The sequence below is a fragment of the Providencia sp. 2023EL-00965 genome (assembly GCF_033550225.1).
Classification (GTDB): Bacteria; Pseudomonadota; Gammaproteobacteria; order Enterobacterales; family Enterobacteriaceae; genus Providencia; species Providencia manganoxydans.
In genome coordinates this window covers 1-18,871 of the sequence record NZ_JAWUEH010000003.1, presented here as the reverse complement: position 1 = coordinate 18,871, position 18,871 = coordinate 1, and the positions used below count along the sequence as shown (strand labels likewise).

21 protein-coding genes are annotated in these 18,871 nt (G+C 50.8%); 7 read left to right on the top strand and 14 right to left on the bottom strand.

The window, feature by feature from the left end:
- Positions 1 to 38: 38 nt before the first annotated feature.
- The 8 genes from SC428_RS05060 to SC428_RS05025 form a co-directional block, all read right to left on the bottom strand.
- Positions 39 to 731, bottom strand: a complete 693-nt coding sequence (locus tag SC428_RS05060; protein ID WP_052219385.1) for a hypothetical protein — start codon at positions 729 to 731, stop codon at positions 39 to 41.
- A gap of 50 nt (positions 732 to 781) precedes the next feature.
- On the bottom strand, positions 782 to 1,924 hold the full coding sequence (locus SC428_RS05055) for a hypothetical protein (protein ID WP_042847275.1): 1,143 nt from the start codon (positions 1,922 to 1,924) through the stop codon (positions 782 to 784).
- A 287-nt stretch (positions 1,925 to 2,211) separates the two neighbouring features.
- Positions 2,212 to 3,282 (bottom strand): restriction endonuclease, encoded by a 1,071-nt coding sequence (locus tag SC428_RS05050; RefSeq protein ID WP_052219386.1) that lies wholly within the window; start codon positions 3,280 to 3,282, stop codon positions 2,212 to 2,214.
- Between the two features lie 9 nt (positions 3,283 to 3,291).
- Positions 3,292 to 3,663, bottom strand: a complete 372-nt coding sequence (locus SC428_RS05045; RefSeq protein ID WP_042847277.1) for a hypothetical protein — start codon at positions 3,661 to 3,663, stop codon at positions 3,292 to 3,294.
- A 20-nt stretch (positions 3,664 to 3,683) separates the two neighbouring features.
- Positions 3,684 to 4,052, bottom strand: a complete 369-nt coding sequence (locus SC428_RS05040; RefSeq protein WP_162762203.1) for a hypothetical protein — start codon at positions 4,050 to 4,052, stop codon at positions 3,684 to 3,686.
- A gap of 73 nt (positions 4,053 to 4,125) precedes the next feature.
- Complete coding sequence (locus SC428_RS05035) at positions 4,126 to 4,761, bottom strand: hypothetical protein (protein ID WP_042847282.1); 636 nt, start codon at positions 4,759 to 4,761, stop codon at positions 4,126 to 4,128.
- On the bottom strand, positions 4,758 to 5,495 hold the full coding sequence (gene lepB / locus SC428_RS05030) for a signal peptidase I (protein WP_052219387.1): 738 nt from the start codon (positions 5,493 to 5,495) through the stop codon (positions 4,758 to 4,760). The genes SC428_RS05035 and lepB overlap by 4 nt, the downstream gene beginning before the upstream one ends.
- A complete protein-coding gene (locus SC428_RS05025) occupies positions 5,492 to 5,911 on the bottom strand; it encodes a hypothetical protein (RefSeq protein ID WP_042847283.1) in 420 nt (139 codons plus the stop codon). The genes lepB and SC428_RS05025 overlap by 4 nt, the downstream gene beginning before the upstream one ends.
- 186 nt (positions 5,912 to 6,097) lie before the next feature.
- Here SC428_RS05025 and SC428_RS05020 point away from each other — a divergent pair, with 186 nt between their 5' ends.
- The 3 genes from SC428_RS05020 to SC428_RS05010 all read left to right on the top strand — a co-directional run bounded on the left by SC428_RS05020 (position 6,098) and on the right by SC428_RS05010 (position 9,046).
- Positions 6,098 to 6,883, top strand: a complete 786-nt coding sequence (locus SC428_RS05020; RefSeq protein ID WP_042847286.1) for a hypothetical protein — start codon at positions 6,098 to 6,100, stop codon at positions 6,881 to 6,883.
- A 1-nt stretch (position 6,884) separates the two neighbouring features.
- The gene (locus tag SC428_RS05015; protein WP_042847288.1) at positions 6,885 to 7,994 is read left to right on the top strand and encodes a toxic anion resistance protein; all 1,110 of its coding nucleotides are present in this window, start codon (positions 6,885 to 6,887) and stop codon (positions 7,992 to 7,994) included.
- Between the two features lie 68 nt (positions 7,995 to 8,062).
- On the top strand, positions 8,063 to 9,046 hold the full coding sequence (locus SC428_RS05010; RefSeq protein ID WP_042847290.1) for a hypothetical protein: 984 nt from the start codon (positions 8,063 to 8,065) through the stop codon (positions 9,044 to 9,046).
- Between the two features lie 48 nt (positions 9,047 to 9,094).
- Here SC428_RS05010 and SC428_RS05005 read toward each other — a convergent pair whose 3' ends face one another.
- Entirely contained in the window at positions 9,095 to 9,286 is a 192-nt protein-coding gene (locus tag SC428_RS05005; protein WP_042847293.1) for a hypothetical protein, read from the bottom strand.
- 192 nt (positions 9,287 to 9,478) lie between these two features.
- On the opposite strand from SC428_RS05005, the gene SC428_RS05000 reads away from it, so the two are divergent.
- Positions 9,479 to 9,784: a hypothetical protein gene (locus SC428_RS05000; RefSeq protein ID WP_042847295.1), complete on the top strand. Its 306-nt coding sequence runs from the start codon at positions 9,479 to 9,481 to the stop codon at positions 9,782 to 9,784.
- A 48-nt stretch (positions 9,785 to 9,832) separates the two neighbouring features.
- On the opposite strand, the gene SC428_RS04995 is transcribed toward SC428_RS05000, so the two are convergent.
- The 3 genes from SC428_RS04995 to SC428_RS04985 form a co-directional block, all read right to left on the bottom strand.
- Positions 9,833 to 10,897: a hypothetical protein gene (locus SC428_RS04995; RefSeq protein ID WP_250000619.1), complete on the bottom strand. Its 1,065-nt coding sequence runs from the start codon at positions 10,895 to 10,897 to the stop codon at positions 9,833 to 9,835.
- Between the two features lie 393 nt (positions 10,898 to 11,290).
- Positions 11,291 to 11,710 (bottom strand): hypothetical protein, encoded by a 420-nt coding sequence (locus tag SC428_RS04990; RefSeq protein ID WP_226617171.1) that lies wholly within the window; start codon positions 11,708 to 11,710, stop codon positions 11,291 to 11,293.
- A gap of 3 nt (positions 11,711 to 11,713) precedes the next feature.
- On the bottom strand, positions 11,714 to 12,607 hold the full coding sequence (locus tag SC428_RS04985) for a hypothetical protein (protein ID WP_052219389.1): 894 nt from the start codon (positions 12,605 to 12,607) through the stop codon (positions 11,714 to 11,716).
- Positions 12,608 to 13,334: 727 nt separating this feature from the next.
- Between SC428_RS04985 and SC428_RS04980 the strand changes: the two genes are divergently transcribed.
- The 3 genes from SC428_RS04980 (at position 13,335) to SC428_RS04970 (ending at position 15,152) form a co-directional block, all read left to right on the top strand.
- Complete coding sequence (locus SC428_RS04980; protein WP_042847299.1) at positions 13,335 to 13,856, top strand: hypothetical protein; 522 nt, start codon at positions 13,335 to 13,337, stop codon at positions 13,854 to 13,856.
- 363 nt (positions 13,857 to 14,219) lie between these two features.
- Positions 14,220 to 14,465 (top strand): DNA polymerase III subunit theta, encoded by a 246-nt coding sequence (locus SC428_RS04975; RefSeq protein ID WP_166267796.1) that lies wholly within the window; start codon positions 14,220 to 14,222, stop codon positions 14,463 to 14,465.
- A 36-nt stretch (positions 14,466 to 14,501) separates the two neighbouring features.
- On the top strand, positions 14,502 to 15,152 hold the full coding sequence (locus tag SC428_RS04970; RefSeq protein WP_210790181.1) for a hypothetical protein: 651 nt from the start codon (positions 14,502 to 14,504) through the stop codon (positions 15,150 to 15,152).
- Here SC428_RS04970 and SC428_RS04965 read toward each other — a convergent pair.
- Both SC428_RS04965 and SC428_RS04960 read right to left on the bottom strand, forming a co-directional pair.
- Entirely contained in the window at positions 15,064 to 18,030 is a 2,967-nt protein-coding gene (locus SC428_RS04965; RefSeq protein WP_053515556.1) for a Tn3-like element TnAs1 family transposase, read from the bottom strand. The two genes, SC428_RS04970 and SC428_RS04965, sit on opposite strands and share 89 nt — an antisense overlap.
- A gap of 3 nt (positions 18,031 to 18,033) precedes the next feature.
- Positions 18,034 to 18,594 (bottom strand): recombinase family protein, encoded by a 561-nt coding sequence (locus tag SC428_RS04960; protein WP_053515554.1) that lies wholly within the window; start codon positions 18,592 to 18,594, stop codon positions 18,034 to 18,036.
- Between the last annotated feature and the right edge of the window lie 277 nt (positions 18,595 to 18,871).

Genomic DNA, 18,871 nt, shown 5'->3' with positions numbered 1-18,871 from the left:
AACTGAAAACCACTCTATATATCGAGTGGTTTTTTTGTTCAACGCAAAATGGCGGTGAGCTCGCTCTCGTTAGTATCGACAAAGAACACCTCCCATAGCTTTTTCGCCAGGGTAGGGTTGATGACATTCACCTTGGAAATAGGCATCACACGACTCAGACCCAACCCCATAAAGTGCTCATAGAGCATGCGGGAGTGCCCACCAAACACACTTAGCGGCTGATTCAGAAGAAACACCACCTCTGCCATTGTTAAGCCTTCAACCTGCAACGTATAGCCCAGCGCGCGGGAACAAATCTCACGCATTACGCCGCGCTTAACTCGATAAATTTCATCTTCACTGAAGTGCTTTGGTAACTCACTTCGATCGCAGGTCATAGGGTCGATGCCGTCAATATAGCAGGCCGAATCATACTCAATACGGTACTGTGGCTCACCACTGTCATCGGTATTTTGCAGGCAACCAACCGGGTCAAGAATGGTGCCATCCTCCAGGACTAACCAGCCATACTGCGTATGAGATATTGAAAAAACGCCGTGATCACCATCGTTAACCGCCTCTTTATGTCGCGTTAGCCGAGTTCCCAACATTGCCTTACCACCGAAAACACCCCGCTGAAGAAGCGCACGACAAACTAGGTATGAATGTTGTGGTGTCCATTCGGCGTGAGGAATGCTGATACAGTAGCTTGTCGCAATGAGACGGATTCCATCAATAAGAGGGCTTATCATATTTACTCCGATAAAAAAGGCGTATCAAGGATACGCCTGTCCCATTGATCTTACTTTTTTGATTTCGGCTTTTGTTCAGGCTCCGCCGAAATGTAACGAAGGGAGTCAGTCCGCTGGCCCGGCTCACCAACACCTTGGAGAATCAGTGAATAGGTTCGCTTGCCTGCAACGATAAACAGATCCGTTGCTTGCGACCAGGAGGCCTTATTTTCACTGCGCTGGACACGGAGAATACCGCCAGGCAGCAATTTCAGTTGCCAACCTTTCTCGTCTGACAGGTAGGCACTTATGTTCTCACCCTTATCCGTTGGTAGCAGGAAGATTTTGGCAGCAAACGTGCTGTAGAGATAAACGGTATCCTGTTGTTGAGCTTTATACTCAACTTTCAACGCCGAACCTGTGTAGTTCAGATCCGAACCCGTCATCGTCATAGGTTGAGCGAACTGATTAGTAGCGGGGAGCTCAACGCGCTCCGGTCGGATAGGTTCTGGTGAGCCTGCTGGTGCAGGCTCAGCCGCCTGAGTTGGTACAGGAGTTGGTACTGGCTCAGGCGCTGGCAGTTCAGCCTTCGCTTGCTCTTCAGCCACTGGGGCCGCTTTTACGTCACCGCCCAGTGAAGGGGAAACGTCGGCTTCAGGTGAATTTTCCTCAGCGATCCCAAACTTGGCCGGGTCATACTCCCGCTCATTGCTGGCCGCAATTGGAGCAGATTGCTCTGCCTTAACGACATCTTCAGCCGGAAGGATTTCTGCCGTAGGCATAACAGGCTCAACCACTTCGGCTTCAACCGGAGTTTTAGTTTCAGGCAAACTGTTCTTCTTCAGTTCGGCAATTTCCAACGCGGGCGTTTGCGGCTCGTTTTTGCTATCAGTTGTTACGGCTTCGGCATTAGTCAGTTCAGACTCATGAGCTTGAGTGCCGCTGTTCTCAATGTCCTCTTTGACTTTATCAGTCAGCGCAACACCGTCGTTACCGATATTAACCGACATAGCTTCGACTTTCTCAGCCGGAGTTTTATCGCTCGTTAAAATAACAGCCGTCATCGCACCCCCTGCGATAATGGCCGCTACGATCACGGAAAGCACCGTCTTCTTCGATACTTTCTTCGTTGGTTCAGGCGTGTCCGCTTCCGCAGAGCGTTCACGCAAAATTTCCTGACCGTATTCAGCGCCAGTGCCGCGTTTCTCAGTCATCTATTTCCCCTCAAATTCATTCATGCACATTACCGATCACTGCAACGTTCGTTATGTTTACCCCGTCGCAGTTCAGCCTATTTAACAAACCCCGCAGAACGGAGCCCATGACCAACAGTGTTACCCTCACTGCCTGGTTGGATTGCTTGGTGATTATAACGGCATTGCTTCCGCTGCCGAAATTCAGAAGGGCGAAAAGGTCTGCGTTTTGCTTCCCTTTTCAGATGGAGTGGATATAAAAAAAGAACGCCGACTAAACGGCGCTCCATGAAAGAAAAGGTGAACGACTACAGTTCGCGGGTACCACGACAGTCTGGGAATAGGGAGCAACCAAAGAATGCTGACTTGCCAGATTTTCGAAGAACCATCTTTCCGCCGCATACCGGGCACAACGGCTCTTTCGCATCAATGGATTGAGTGGTTGCTTGGGACTTAGGGGGATTCTGTTCTAACTCTCCATTCCCTTTAATCATTTCGATCAGTTGTGTACCGTCGAGTAAAATAACCTTTCCTTTCACATTTTCGCGTTGAGCGAACTTCCATGCTTCATCGGTAAACAGGCCTGACGTAATAATGAATCCACGGTGAAAGCCGTCTGCGAGCACCACACCGTAAATTTCGCGGACAATAGCAACACCGACACGGTTTGTTTTCCAGTGTTTGCATTGCACCATTTCCCGGTGGCCGAAACCCTGAAGCTCAACATCCACACCACCGTCAGCGCCAGCCTGAGTAACACGGGCGCGATAGCCTTTAGTTTCGAAGAACTTGCAAACCACTTTTTCGAACTGATCCCACGTCATTCGCTCTAAGACCTGACGTGCATTGACGACTCCTTTTAGCTTGCCAAGCGCACGCCCTGAAGCCGATAACTGAAGATATTTAACGACCGTCCCAACAAAGAAACACAAGCCGATATAGAAAAGGAAAGCACCCACTAGCAGCGGTAGTTTGGCATGGAGCAGGTTCATGACAGAGACCATTTTGTCTTCAACCTTCTCACCGGGCGGGAACAACACATCGACAATCGCCTGGCTGATGGCACCTTGATACCCATAAGCATAGAGAAGGACCGTGATTGCCGCGATTGGAAGCCCGATATAGACACGAAATAGCAATGTGGTCTGAGGGGCATTTAAAGTGCGCCAATTTTCTTTTCTGAACCACGTTCCGACAACAACCCGCCCAGAGAACGTGAAAAACAGGAAAATGGACAACGTCAGCAGAAAGGAAATCAGCTGAATTTTCGAGCTCCCCGCAAAAATCGTATTGAGCACTATAATCAGGCCCGACATACCATAGAAGCGGATCCGCATTGCCTTTTCGGGTGTAACCTGACGTTTCTTTCCTTTCGACATTTACTGCACCTATTTTCGTTTTTTAGGCCAAGCCCGGCGAGCCTTGGCCCTCACCGACAGCTCATTGGAATTTAGAATCACGATGTCGTAAACGGCAATCAACCCCACTACGGATGGCGTGCCGTAAACGACAATTTCAGGGATGAGAGGTAGGTATGGTGAAATGACAGCATAGTAAACCACTAGTGATAAGACATACGTTGCCCAGATGTAGTAAATTTCTTTGCGGGCCAGCAAAAATACAGCGGCACAGAACAAAGCCATGTTTCCAACACCGATAATGTGGAAGAGCTCGGCCTCATTCTTACTGGCATATACAGCCAGGGCATAAACACCAGCTATCATTAACATTAAAACGTAGTTCACCACACGCAAAACCATATAAACCTCAACAAAGTAGCTTAGTCATTTGAATGTGCCGAGTTTATCATCGGCAGATCCGCTGACGAAATCACTCCAGTTTCGGCCGCAGGCACGTACCCAGCCATAGCATCCTGGTTATCGCATGCGATTTGGTTGGGGATCCAAAAATCCCCGTTCGTTGCTTCAACAAACCGAAAAACCATTTGGCAGGGGACATTTAGGACAGACGCGATAATCATGGTTTGGTTGCTCCCCTCAATAAATCGGGCGCTTTCATACTGAGCATCCTCAGCGAGCCCTTCGTTAAATAAGACTTGTAGTGCATCCAGCTCCGTCACTGGATCCGTCGTCACCTCTTTGCTCGGCGCTTTCTGTTGCGCTGGGGCTGACAGAGGTGTCACAGGCATCGGCTTTCCCGGCCCGACGTTAGCGCACCCCCCAAGGATTAGAACCATCAAAACTGACAGATATTTCATTGCATTACTCCTTCATGACGATGGAATTGTGGTTATTGAATAAGTGGATTACCTGCTGAGCCGATATATCCTCCCAGCCTTCAGGCATATCCGGTAGTTCATAGGTCATGGTATCTTCACGGGCATTCACGGGAATGGAGCAAACGAGAGAGAAGTTTCCTTGCTCGTCAGATATTGCCCATATTTGGGAAAAACCAATGACAGCCCCTGCCGTGACGCGCTGATTAATGCCCAGCATCATGCAGATAGCGCGTTGATATCCCATTGCACCAGGCTCACCGTATAGCGCACAATCAACACCTAGCGCAGTCAAAGCATTTACAGCTAATTGCATTAGCTCACGAGAGACAGCCTCACCAGCAGGGTTGTCATGACGCAAGGCATAGGGAATGTGATCAGTCTCAGCCAAAAGGGAATCATCCCCGGCCAACTTAAAGCCGGTCACTTTTTGGATGTGTTCATAACGTGAGCGGAAAAAATATTCAGGTACGCAGAAGTCTGGTCCTGAAAAGTTGATGAACCCAAGCCGTTCACAGACAGCCAGAGTCTGAGCTCTCCACTCATTGTAGGCTTCTACGGCACGAGCGAATTCAGCCACCATTTCAGGTGATTTTGTCTGGTAGAAGATTTCAATCATCATTTTCGCGCACCATCTGCACCTTGGCGGATCACTGCCATTTGTACGTCGAGCGCATCGTAATTGTTGAACGGATTAAAATTGAACAATGTGTGTATGACACGGGCATGAATCCGGTCATGCGGGACCAATCCTCGTAAAGGCTTTGGTGTGCCAGGTGGGTTTTCCCAGTAACGACTATCCCATGAGTGATCACGGTTGTCCCCGGCCATAAAGTAATAGCCTTCAGGAATAACCCAGCGACCTTTTGTTGGTACATAAGCAGCGTGTGTATCGATCACAAATCTGTACGGTTTACCAGTGCGCTCATCACAGGCCGAGAACACAAGGAAACCACCTTTTTCTTCGGTTTTTTGCCCCAGTACCCTACCATTGACTCGATACGTTTTGTCTGTGTCAAATTCAACCACATCACCGGGAATGCCGATAATGCGCTTTGTATAAAGCGTGCGAGGTACTGAAGGAGCCTTGAACACAGCTACATCGCCGCGCATTAATCGGCCATCGTCCAGCAATCCCCCCAGCCTGACCGCCGTAACATAGTCACCTACTTTATAGGTGGGCTGCATGGAGCCCGTAGGGACGCTGTAGATTGAGCCTATCCACCGATCACTGACAAACAACGTCACGGACAAGGCAAGGGCGATCACAAGCCAGGGTTGCGGTTTTCGGCGTTTGATGACATCTCGGCCCAAAACTGCCACCAGCCCGACAAATAAAATACCGAGCCCATTCATGAATGCACCGCCTTCAAAGAACGCGCGTAACGAGTGAGTGAATCAGCCAGGCGTATGTAAATTGACAACAGGTAGAAGTGATATGCGCTACCTTGCGCCATTTTTACGGCCAATGGATACTCTATTTCTTCGCCTCCTTCCATGATTATGAGGGACAAGTTGACGAATTGGTCATCACGACTAAAGCGTACACGGATTACCCGATTCGTTTTTACCGGCAGGTAATAACAGCGATACCCGATCACCGCAAAAACCAGTAAGAAAAGAGCCAGCAAACCGACTGGGACAATCCAAGTTAATTCCCCCGATAAACAGAACCAAAAGGCAACAGAAACAGCACCGTCAGTCAGTAACGTGAATACGCGGTTGAGCCGTAGGCGGCCAGTCAAGATCATCAATGGTACGAATCGGAGCATAGCTTCCTCCTGTTTATGGATGCGGACAGGATACCGAACACCTAACCGGTGACTGAGTTTTTTCATCGACAAAACGAAGACGAAAAAAAGGGGGCTTATTACTGATAAAAATTGACCTCATTTTCTTTGTCAGCAAATTTGTCGTGATAGCTTGAAGGTAGATTCTATTGTTCTTTAGGAGTGCGCATGTCCACCAGCCTGATTGCTCGGCAATTACCCGCGTTCGTCAATGACGCGATAGGCGTTGTTAGCTTTGGTCCCAAATTACTGTCCCATTCCGATGACATCCTTGATTTCAACGGTAACAAAATGACGCTGGAAGAAGCCATGAAATCGGGATCTGAAGATACGAAAATCAGCGAAACAAGCGCACTCTTGGTAAAGCACCTTGAGGCTTGTGACCCTGCGGTGTACTTCAAGCGCAAGACGGGATTCCTGTCCCGCATCTGGGATGCCCTGACGGGGTCAAAAGAAACACGCATGATTGAGTTCACCATGAATTGTCGTCGTGTCGATCGGCTGGTGGCACAAGCCCCATTGATACTGGAGCAGGCGCAAAAAGGCGTGCATATCTTGTTGGCGCTTGAGCAAATCTATACGCGTGACATTGAAGCTTTGGACGCTTACATCCAAGAAGGCCGGGCATTTATAGCCCAATATCGTGAAAGTGGGGAGGGGCTATCAGATCAGTTGGAGTACGGACTGACCCGCTTAGCTCAACGCATCCTTAATCTGGAAGTCACCAAAGCCTCTTCAGAAATGAATAAGGTTCAGGTAGGGATGTTGCTGCACTCTGCCGCAACAGAGGTAGACCTTCTGGATGCGGTTGTGAAAAGTGCAATCCCTATCTGGCATCACCAAATAAAACAACTGCGAAGTGGAGCGGCCAATATCGAGATAGATCCGCAAGTCGAACAGCGTTTTCGAACGTTGGTAAACAAACTCAACGATAACGTTAAAAAGGGTAGCTGATATGACCAACACAATCACTGTCACCGCTGATCAGATTATTTTGAACAAAGAGTCTGAAAAGTTTGCCGTCACCCCAGCTCAGCGCGATCAGGTCGCTGCCGTCGCAAACACCCTTGTGCTGGGCGATCCAAGGAGCGCACATAACTTTGGCCGCAGCAAATCACCCGATGGTGCCTATCTGGATAAGCTGTTGGAAAACGTTCATGTCTATAACCAAGGCAAGGACGGCAAGCGGCTGAATGAAATCGTTGAACTTGCTCGCGATATCAGTACGTCTGTACAGCCTGGCAAGGTGCAGCAGCTGTTACTGAAAATCCCAGTGCTCGGGTACTACGCGACGCGCGCACTTCGACTCGCTCATCGGGCGAATGACCGTTTTGACAACGTTAAAAACCAAGTCAGCTTACTGACGGAAGACATCACCAGCATCTCGACTGATCTCATTGGTCACAACAATAACCTCGACATTTTGTATGAGGAAGTGCTGGCCGAAGTGCATGAGTCGGGCATTAATATTGTGGCCGCAGGTTTCGCGATAGAGCATATTGAAGCCACCCTGAAACAGCGCCGCAAGGCATTGAAGAGCGACCCAGAAAACAATTTGCTTGCTTTGGAAGTCAGTAATATCGACCACCAGCTGGCCGTACTGAAAAAACGCAAAGTAGATATCATCATGACGCAGCAGAAATGCTTTGAGGATTTGACCATGATCCGAATGATGCAGCGAAATAACCTCAACATGCTTGACCAGTTTGAAACCATCAAGCGTGTAACACTCCCATCTGCCAAACGCGCTCACTTGCTGGTGGATCAGGCCACACAAAGTAACAACCGTTCAAAGCTGGTTCAGGCAGTGGGCGATGTCGTTAATGCGCAGGCGAGACACCAGGCAGACTTGGTCAGCGAGAGCTCCATCCGAATTGCACGGGAAGGACATCGCCCGGTGTATGATGAGTCAACATTGGAGCACATTTCAAACACCATCGGCGGTGCCGCGCGCGAGATTAAACGGATCCAACGTGAAAGCGAAGGCCACTACGCTCGCCTATCTGAACGTACAGACGCCTGGCAGAAGCACCGCCGTGAACTGCTTTTGGAACTGGCGGAATAATTTAGCAGTTACATCATAGGCCGAGTTATTCGGCCATCTCATTTAACGTTTAGTGTCCGGAGGGGGGAATGGTTAAGACAGAACCAGATATTGTCTCGACTGAAAAACGTATTCAACACAAGCGAAATCGATTGTTTTTGACGGGTTGCATCCTGTTGCTGCTTGCGGGTTTCGTCTGGATATTCAGTTGGATGCAACAGTTTGAACTGGATACACTCCATGCTATGGCGATCAATAAACCTGTTAATTTGTCTCTCGGTTCAGGGGCGTCGATAGAAGGGGGATTTGTCACAATCGGCGGGGTTATTGAAAAATACCTTTCGTATAGTATTCCATTTTTAGTTGCATTGGCCGTTGTCGTGGTAGGGATTGCGATAATGCAGTCAGAAGCATCGTACCTCATCATCATTGCGCCTGTCGCCGGTGTCATTTTTTCAACAATAATCCTGACGCATGATGAACCAAAATCGTTACCTAGCGCCACTTCGGTACGGACTGAAATACTTATTCCTGCCGGTGAGGTTAATGAATTACTGAGCGCGATCACGACAGAATACCCAGGGGTTGGCCTTATCCTGAAGGATGCGATGGAAAAGGGGAGCAATGATACAAATGCGGTTACCGCTTTTGAAGGTGAAATACGTTCAGGCTATGCTGCGGGTGACGCTCGTCGTGCGATGTCCATAAGCGTGGCATTGGTTCAGGCTCTGGCTGTGGCCGCGCAGAACACTTCTGACGAGAAGGAAGCTAACAAGCTTCTGGATAAAGCGAGCCGAGTCGCAGCCCTCAGTGTTCGCATTTTGAGGGATAATTATTTTGTGGATAGCGAGTTGGCATATCGATTATATGAATTGGCCCAGCGACTTGAGCCAAGCATTGTTAATGATGCCAAACCAAGCATTGAAGTGAAGTATCAGGAGTCGGCTGAAATCGCAGGAATATCACGAATACTGAACTGTGCTTTACTTGTGATGACAATGATACTCATCACGTTGTCTGGATTCGCAAATAGAAATCTGCGTTTGCTGAAGCAACTGAGAACGCAGCCGTGAACCACAATTCATAGAAACGAAGAGCCCCGGTTTTGCCGGGGCTTTTGATTAATGGTAGTGCTTGTTGTGATCGTTTTCCTCTTCTGCTTGAGAGGCCGCTGACATAATAGCCGGAGGTTCGGCGTAATCCTTTCCCTCATCATCCGGCTTCTTAAAGAATTTTGACCAAATGTAGTGACCAGCCAGTAAGGCAACTCCACCACCAATCATCAGCACATCAAACAAGTCGAGCTTAGGCATTTTTCTTCTCCAGTCAAAATGGGTCCATACCCGGCTGGCGTTTAACGCTTTCGGGCAGCGTAGGCAGTTCCCAATTTAAACACGGGCATTCTGACAAAAACACAGAAAAGGAGAGCGAAACGAGGGGGAAAAAAATCTGGCTCCATACAGTGCCATGAGATAATTAAGGCTCTTACCAACGCAGAGGTTTTAATGGCATTGATTATCCGAGCAGGAACCGGCCAGAGTGATACCACAGTCACCAAGGCTGATGAGCAAGGGCTTCTTGACCCTGTATTCGTTCAAAGCGTTCTGAAAGGGTACCCTGAGTTTTCTCAGCTAAGTCAGGGCATCACGTTGAATGGTGTGGTCTATGATCGTGTTCTCATGAATGAAGACGCGAAACACAGCGAGCTGGGTTTGAATCAACGAGCCACCACTTTGCTGGAGGAACATGTTTGCCTGGAAGGGCCGATCGTCGGTGATGTGTTGTTGCTAACGTCAGGAGAGCTTTACTGACACGTCGGTAATAAAAAGGCAACCATGTGGTTGCCTTTTCTTGTTGGATCATCCCAGCTGGTGGGGGTATTTGAGCCACCAGTCAGGTGAGTATAGGAAGTTTCCTTTCTCTTTCCAGCCAGCACCTATCAGCTGATCTTTAACAAAGTCAGGTTGTTTGCGTAGCGTGTCAATGGAAACTTCATCGACAATACAGACCGTTCCTTTCTCACCTTCAATCTCACTTTTAATGTAACGTGTCAGGCCGATGAGTTGAATGCGTGAGCTGATTGCACCTGCTGTCCGATCCATTTTTTTGGCTATCACGTCTGGCGAATGATGCTCCCCAAGTAAAGTGAATAGGAATTTATAGTTGCCAGCGAACCATAATTTACCGTTGCGCGTTTTTTCACGAGCAGGTGCTGGCTGGCGCTTTTCAGTGGATGTAGGTGGTGTCGAAGCTGCGGGGGTGGCGTTTTTTTCAGCCAGAGGAGGGGGTTGAGGTGCTGCGGTATCAATAGCCTGTCGTTTGGCATTCACTGCTTTCAACAAGGTTGCAGCGGCCATCATGTGCTCATTACACCGAACTGGTGTATCGGCTTCTGTGACTGAAGCTTTCAGCGGCCAGGAGCCTGGAATCAGGTCGGTGATCTGGGTTGCGTCAGACCACCAGGTTGGGGCTGTTAATTGCAAACCATCAATGAGCCAGCCATTGTGCAACATAGGTAGCACGTCAAAATAACGCATTTTCGACAGCACTCGTGGCTGGATAGTTGCGCACATCCAGACCTTGGCCTCCCCTGAGTCTTCAGCAGTTCCGACACGAACCAAACCCATGATAGAGAGCTGTTGAATAATATTAGACATGCTGCGCATCAGTACCTGCGTTAGTGCATCCTTACTGGGGCGCTGAGACAGAGCTGTCAGCATCATGCCCACATCCTCTGGAGTCCAAGGCTTACCGTTATTGAGCAAGTGAACTGTTCGGCGAGCAGGCGCGTCAGCATCGTCGTTATAACGAAACGCAAGAGCAGGGCGTGATGTCCACCACTCAGGCGACCGCAGTGATTGCTCTCCACGCCATACCTGTGGAGCCCATCCCATCTCGGTCAGATTGCGATAAATGCCGGACATAGTTTTACCCAAGCAAGCAATACCGACCTGGTGATTTGGCACCAGGGTTATCTGGCTGAGGTCATCAATGTTTTCACAAGTGGCAATGTACAAATCCATCGCGATACACTTGCGTTGAATTTCTTCCACATCCTTACCGATGACTGACGATAAGGCTGTAAAAGAGTAGTTATCCTTCAGCCCCTTCACAAGCTTGAGTTCGTCAGTAATCGACCACGCGATGTTCTCTTGAGTCATGTTGAGGTCCTATTTGATTACTACAGTGCTGATATTTTAACCGAGGGCAAGTCACTATCGAAATTTTGTGACCTATTTTGCACAGGGTTATGTACAGAATTTGTGGATAAAATGGCGATCAAAAAGCTTGATTTAAATTTCAAAGGCATCATTGGATTAGCCCTCTAGATTTAAGCTAACGTGCAGGTCAACGGTTGCCTGGCAGCCGGGGATGTATCTCGGCCAATCAGTTGCATTTGCTCGCTTTATAACCACGACCTCAAATCCAAACTGATCCGCAGTCAGGTCAACAATAAAGTCAGCATTATCCGCAGTTGCTTCACACCAATAATGGCCGTGCTGAGATGATGATGTGTATAACCCTCCGTCAGCGTACCCATCACCTCCACGGATCCGTGTCGGATAGCCGCCTCGGGTTAACATTGCGGCCAGCATCAAACTGGCATATAGACAGGTTCCCTTGGTTGAGGAAACATTGCAGTGTGCTAGTAACCCGTCGAGTATAATTCTTGCCTTCTGGGCAATCTCGGTTAATGAAGGTCGGGCTGGTGGAATGGTTAGGTGATGTGGGCTCACGGATTAGCCCTCATTCAACAGACGCTGTATAGCCGCTCTGACACGCAGGATTGCCGCACGCTCAGCGATTGTGCTGAATCCCTTAGTGTTATGCTTGCGTTCAAAAATGTCTTTTTCCCAGGCGGAGATATAGCCCTTTTCCCGTGCCTCGGCCAATTTGACTACCAGTTGTTCAGGATCTGAAATGACACAGAAGGGGGTGGCACTAACCTTTGCGAGGGCCTGCGCTTCTGCGGTGGTTTCCGGTAGCGCTTTGGAAATCCCGGCCTGCATCATTTTGGTTTGGATGTTAGCTCGTATCGCGTGCTGTTTGACCGTTAATTTTTTCATAGGAAAGGTCCGCAATGCGAAGTCCTTTTCCCACTGGTTGATGACATTCTGATTGAATGCGGTTTGGATGTGACTTGCACCGTAGACCAGCGCACGACTTTCTTCACCCATGTCTGCTAATTTGGCATTGATAGACTCACGCGTTTTCCGTTGTTTCTGCGTTAGCTTCCGCTTGTCGATGTTGCTCAGGTAAAACTCAAATTCCCAGGGGGTAATCACGGATTGAGCCAATGCCATTTCAAGCAATTTTCGACTGGCTGCTTTCGTACCGTCTTTTGATATCCGATCAATTGCATTGAAAATGCCATCCGAACCCAGAGCCATGAATTTATTGACGCAGCAGTTCCCAACTCTTGCAGCCTTGTTGTTCGTTTTATTTTTGATAACGCAGATTTTTATGATTGGCTGATGGCCGCACAAGCACTGGTCAGCTATCTGCGCCCGAAAAACTTGCTGTAATGACCATTCAGTACGGGCACTTTCCCAATCTTCAGCCGTGGACATTTTCGTAATGCGCTGCATTAATTGTATGTGCTTGTAACTTTTTGCTTCGTTGCTCTCGCTCATTGTTTTTCCAGTCAATCAAATCCTTACCTTTTCCCTGTAGGGTATAGATTTTGCCAAATAAGGGTCAACGGAAAAGCACCCTGTTTTGTTGTCCTTTTCGGTACAATTAACAGCGTGTTAGTAATTGCATATTTATGCATAAAAACTAATGGAATATGAGTGAGGTTTAAGCCGTAAAAAAGGGGGTGACTCGTTAAAAGTCACCCCCCACACTGGATCCCCACCCAGACATACAATGCTTCACATTCGTTTGCATTGATTTAAATCATACATTCTTCAGAATTAGATGGAAGTCTTTTTTTGGTCAAAAAATGCATAAACCACGAATGAACATTTGAAGCGAAAATGCGTGATAAAATTGTCACGATTTTTCCATTGCTTACAGCAAGTATATATTTGCTCAGTATAATTTGCATTTTTACCACCGTGGGTCGCGTTTATGCAGCATGAATGACCTATGTGCAATGTGGGCACAAATTAACCAGAATTTAACAAATCACTCGATGGTGCGCACAACTGAAAAGCGCCGATAAAACTAGCCGTTTCATCCAACCTTTGTGACAAAATTGGTTTATCCTCTTTGGATAAATGCCTTTCTTGGCTAATTGGGCATTTCAAAAGCCAGACATTGTTTCTTGAATTATTACGCATGATCTCGGTTAAGTGATTTCGTCAGGCGACTGGGCGGGCTTACCATTTCTGTATTAACGTACAGAAGGAGCTCAGAATGACTGCAATAATTGATAAACAGATTTCCGCCGCGAACTTAAATGCATTTGGCTGGCAGTTGGGAGACCACATTCACTCAACACCGTTTACCTCCCATGTTTTTTATCTGCGGGACTACCGAGATGATCAGGTGCATTTGGTGACCATTGGACAGCGGGACTTTGATTCAGCGCGCACAAACCTTGATGTGCCCATTGGGGCTCATGTGGAGGCAATAGCTCAGCTCATTAAAAAAAGTAGGAAAAAAGCATTATCGCAAAAGCATGCTGGCGCGCTCAGCTTTGCGTTAGTGAATTACATCAAAAACACTGGCGCTTATCGCCAATGGCTCACTTTGATTTCACCCGGCGAACGCATGCACGCAGTCATGAATATCTATAGCCAGAAAAATGGCCTAGTGAGACTTCGGCCATTTATCGTGCGCCACGATGAGTTAATGCTGACACCGAACGATGTCATGCAGAGCACTGAACAGATTTTTGTGATGGATAAAGCCAGGAATCCAGAGTGGTTTAACTAATCTGATATCTACTCGATAATAAGAAAAGAAGAGAGCGTTTGCTCTCTTTTTTTTGAAGTGACTCAACATTGTGTAATTTTGCATTAACCTGCAAGTAGACGAGTAGGGCAGGAACGCATAAAATTATAATCGCGAAATGCCTTTATAAATCAATGGCTTATTTAACATAATCCTCATTATATGTATCGCGTTAACAATTTTAACAATTGGGTTTCCTGAGGAGATTTCGAACCTCAAAGTGTCAGAAATGGAATTGAAAGATGAAAATGAGAGCCAACGCATCTTGTTATCTTTCAATGTGCATAGACTTATACTTTAACCATATTATGATCGATGGATTAGACGTTAAATTAAAGGCACGACATGGGACACAACTTAGCGGAATTATCTAAAGAAGAAATGGACAAGGTTAATGTTGACCTTGCTGCTTCAGCCGTTGCTTATAAAGAGCGACTAAATAAGCAAGTGCTTGATGTTCAAGTTGAACAGGAGCAGCCAGAGCACCTGAGAGAATATTTCCGTGAGAGATTAGCTCATTACCGCAAGCTTTCCGAGACACTGCCTGGCGCGGGCTATTACGCAACGCTAGACAGCAAAGCACAGCAATGAGCTTACACTTTTAACCTACTTTTATATGGATATTAAATGACGGAATTAAACAAAAACGACTGGATCATTGAAGCTGATAAATCTATTAAGGATGTCTTAGCTAATGCACTACGAACCGATAAAAATGGTTCTTGGGATGAAAATCAGATAACAACGAACGCATTGAATGCCATTGGTAGCTTAGGGAAGCAATTGAAATGGAAATCGCAAAACCAATCTACTGTTTGGGAGTCATATAAGCAAAAAGGCAAGGCTGAGACAGCTTCAGGGGACGTACTTTTTTTTATTAAAGTAATCTTATCTAATGAGGTGACCATCGAGGGGGTAATTTACTACGAAGCAAAAAAAATGTATTTAAATGAAAGACAAGAACCTACAGGATACTCAGCTTTTGACTTCAATCAATTGGGCAGGATAGTACACCACTCATGGGGAAGCAACATATTACTATACGACGTAAGCCTTACTTCAAGTGCTAATGGAGGAGACCCGGAACACTCAGTTGGTTCGTTTGCTTTACCAGCTGCTTTTGTTTATTCCCTCCTAAAAGGCACTAGCAGATTTAGGGGAGCCCGCAGAATTCGGAAAAAATCGTACGCTAAGGTTTTCCGGGCATCCGTAGGGGCCGAAACTTCCCGTCTTCCAGTCTGCGGCTCTGCCGCCAGACGTAATCGCCGGTTAGGTTGATGTGCTCCCAGCCCAGCGGCGACAGGAATTGCAGCAGCTCGCCGTCCACCGGCTTGCCGGCCTCGACCAACCCCTGGGTGGCGCGTTCCAGGTACACCGTGTTCCACAGCACGATAGCCGCCGTCACCAGGTTGAGGCCGCTGGCCCGGTAGCGCTGCTGCTCGAAGCTCCGATCCCTGATTTCCCCAAGGCGGTTGAAGAACACCGCCCTGGCCAGCGAGTTACGCGCCTCACCTTTGTTCAGGCCGGCATGCACGCGGCGGCGCAGTTCAACACTTTGCAGCCAGTCCAGGATGAACAGCGTGCGTTCGATCCGGCCCAGTTCGCGCAGGGCGACAGCCAGGCCGTTCTGACGCGGATAGCTGCCGAGCTTGCGCAGCATCAGCGAGGCGGTAACGGTGCCCTGCTTGATCGAGCTGGCCAGGCGCAGGATGTCGTCCCAATGAGCGCGCACGTGCTTGATGTTCAGGGTGCCACCGATCAGCGGGCGCAGCGTCGGGTAGGCCTGCACGCCCTGCGGCACGTACAGTTTGGTTTCGCCGAGGTCGCGGATGCGTGGCGCGAAGCGGAAGCCCAGCAGGTGCATCAGGGCGAAGACGTGATCGGTGAAACCGGCCGTGTCGGTGTAGTGCTCCTCGATCCGCAGGTCGGACTCGTGATACAGCAGGCCGTCGAGCACATAGGTGGAATCTCGGACGCCGACATTCACCACGCGTGTGCTGAACGGCGCGTATTGGTCGGAGATGTGGGTGTAGAACAGCCGTCCTGGCTCGCTGCCGTACTTCGGGTTGACGTGCCCGGTGCTCTCACCCCGGCCGCCAGCGCGGAAGCGCTGGCCATCGGAGGATGAGGTGGTGCCGTCGCCCCAATGGGCAGCGAAGGCATGGCGGTACTGGTGATTGACCAGCTCGGCCAAGGCCGCCGAATAGGTTTCATCGCGGATATGCCAGGCTTGTAGCCAGGACAGCTTGGCGTAGGTCAGGCCGGGGCTCGACTCGGCCATCTTGGTCAGTCCGAGGTTGATTGCATCACCGAGGATCGCGGACAGCAGCAACGTCCGGTCTTTGGCCTCGGCCCCGTCCTTCAAGTGGGTGAAGTGGCGGCTGAAGCCCGTCCAATCGTCCACGTCCATCAGCAGTTCGGTGATCTTGATGCGCGGCAGTAACTGACTGGTCTGGTCGATCAGCGCCTGCGCCCGATCCGGCACCGCCGCATCCAGCGGGGTGATTTTCAGGCCGGACTCGGTGAGGATGGCATCGGGCAGATCGTTGTCCTTGGCCAGGCGGGCGACAGTGGCCAACTGCTCGTCCAGCAGCTGCAAGCGCTCTTCCAGGTACTGGTCGCTGTTCGGGTTGATCGCCAGCGGCAGGGCCTGTTCCCGCTTGAGCGCGGCGAACTTCTCGGCCGGCAACAGGTAGTCGTCGAAGTCGCGGAACTGCCGCGAGCCCTTGACCCAGATGTCGCCGGAGCGCAGGGCGTTCTTCAGCTCGGACAGCGCGCAGATTTCGTAGAAGCGCCGGTCGAGGCCTTCCGGGGTGATCACCAGCGGCTTCCAGCGCGGCTTGATGAAGGCGGTGGGGGCATCGGCCGGCACCTTGCGCAGGTTGTCGGCGTTCATCTCACGCAGGGTCTGCACGGCTGCCAGCACGCCTTGTGCGGCCGGGGCGGCGCGCAGCTCCAGTACCTCCAGCAGGGCCGGCGTGTAGCGGCGCAGGGTGGCGAAGTTCTCGCCGACCAGGTGCAGGTGGTCGAAGCCCTCCGGCCGGGCCAGCAGCTCGGCCTCACTGACGCTCTCGGTGAACTCGTCCCAGGGAATCACCGCCTCGATGGCGGCGTAGGGATCGCTGCCGCTTTCCTTTGCCTCCAGCAGCGCCTGGCCAATCTTGGAGTACAGGCGCACTTTGTCATTGATCGCCTTGCCCTGCTTCTGGAACTGCTGCTGATGCTTGTGTTTCGCGCCGCTGAACAGCTTGACCAGGATGCGGTCGTGCAGATCCACCAGCTCATCAATCACGGTTGCAGTGCTCTCCAGTACCACGGCGGCCAGGGTCGCATAACGTCGCTGCGGCTCGAACTTGCCAAGGTCTTTGGGCGTCATCTGCCCACCCTCGCGGGCCAGCTTGAGCAGGCGGTTCTGGTGGATGTGCCGGCCAAGGCCTTCGGGCAAGTCCACCAGCTGAAATGTCTTCAGCCGTTCGATGTGCTCAAGCATGTGGCGGGAGTTGGGTTTCAGCGGTGCCTGCCGCAGCCAGGTCAACCAGGTGATGCTGCTGCCGGCCTTGAGCTTAAGCAACTCGTCCAGCTTGGCCCGATGCGAGTCGGTGAGAGGTTCGACCAAGGCGCGGTAGACCCGCCGATTGGCCCGTGCAATGGCCTCCGAGCAAGCCCGGTCGATCACGCTCAACGCCGGCAGGATGCGTCGCTTCTGCCGCAGGCTCTCCAGCGCCTGGCCGGCCAGCAGCAAGCCCTTGTCGGTCTGCTGGGCCAGTTTGGTCAGCTCGCGCACCAGGGCGCGGAAGTCGGACAGGCCGAACGGGGCCAGTTGAAGGTAGGTGCGCAGTTCCTGGGCGTGCTCACGACGGGTCACATCGCGCTCGCCGTACTTCGTCCAACTCGCCGGATCGGTCTGGACTTGCTTGGCCACCCACAGGATGACCGGTTCGGGCAGCTCGCTGTCAGTGCCCAACGCATAGCCGGGGTAGCGCAGCAGGCAGAGTTGCACCGCAAAGCCCAGACGGTTGGCGTCGCCGCGCCGCTGGCGGATCAGTGACAGGTCGGAATCGTTGAAGGTGTAGTAGCGGATCAGGTCATCCTGGCTTTCCGGCAGCGCGAGCAGGGTGTCCCGCTCCGTGGCCGAGAGGATCAAGCGACGCGGCATGTGTCAGTCGTCCGTGCGGAGGTACTGGTAGAGAGTTTCGCGGCTGATGTTGAACTCGCGGGCGAGCTGCGCCTTGGGCTCACCTGCCGCCGCCCGCTGCCGCAGGGTAACAGTCTGCTCGTCGGACAGGGCCTTCTTGCGGCCCCGGTACGCGCCGCGCTGCTTGGCCAGGGCGATACCCTCGCGCTGCCGCTCACGGATCAGAGCGCGCTCGAACTCAGCGAAGGCCCCCATTACCGACAGCATCAGGTTGGTCATCGGCGAGTCCTCGCCGGTGAATACCAGCCCCTCCTTCAAGAACTCGATTCGCACGCCGCGCTGGGTCAGCTTCTGCACCAGGCGGCGCAGGTCGTCGAGGTTGCGGGCCAGGCGATCCATGCTGTGCACCACCACCGTGTCGCCCTCGCGGACGAAGCTCAGCAGCGCTTCGAGCTGGGGGCGCTGGGTGTCCTTGCCGGATGCCTTGTCGGTGAACACCTTGCTCACCTGGGTCTGTTCCAGTTGGCGTTCCGGGTTCTGGTCGAAGCTGCTGACCCGGACGTAGCCGATGCGGTGCCCCTGCACGATGTCTCCTTGGTTGAAGGCGGCTTAAGTGCACTTTCTGTTCCGTTGCGCCTCAAACCCCGTTTCTGTCAGGCTGAAATCTATAACCTTCGCGGGCATGTGTCAAAAAATGGGAAAGCAGACTCTATTCTGACGAAGCGGCGCGGCCCTTGTCGTTTTCAGAAGACGGCTGCACTGAACGTCAGAAGCCGACTGCACTATAGCAGCGGAGGGGTTGGATCCATCAGGCAACGACGGGCTGCTGCCGGCCATCAGCGGACGCAGGGAGGACTTTCCG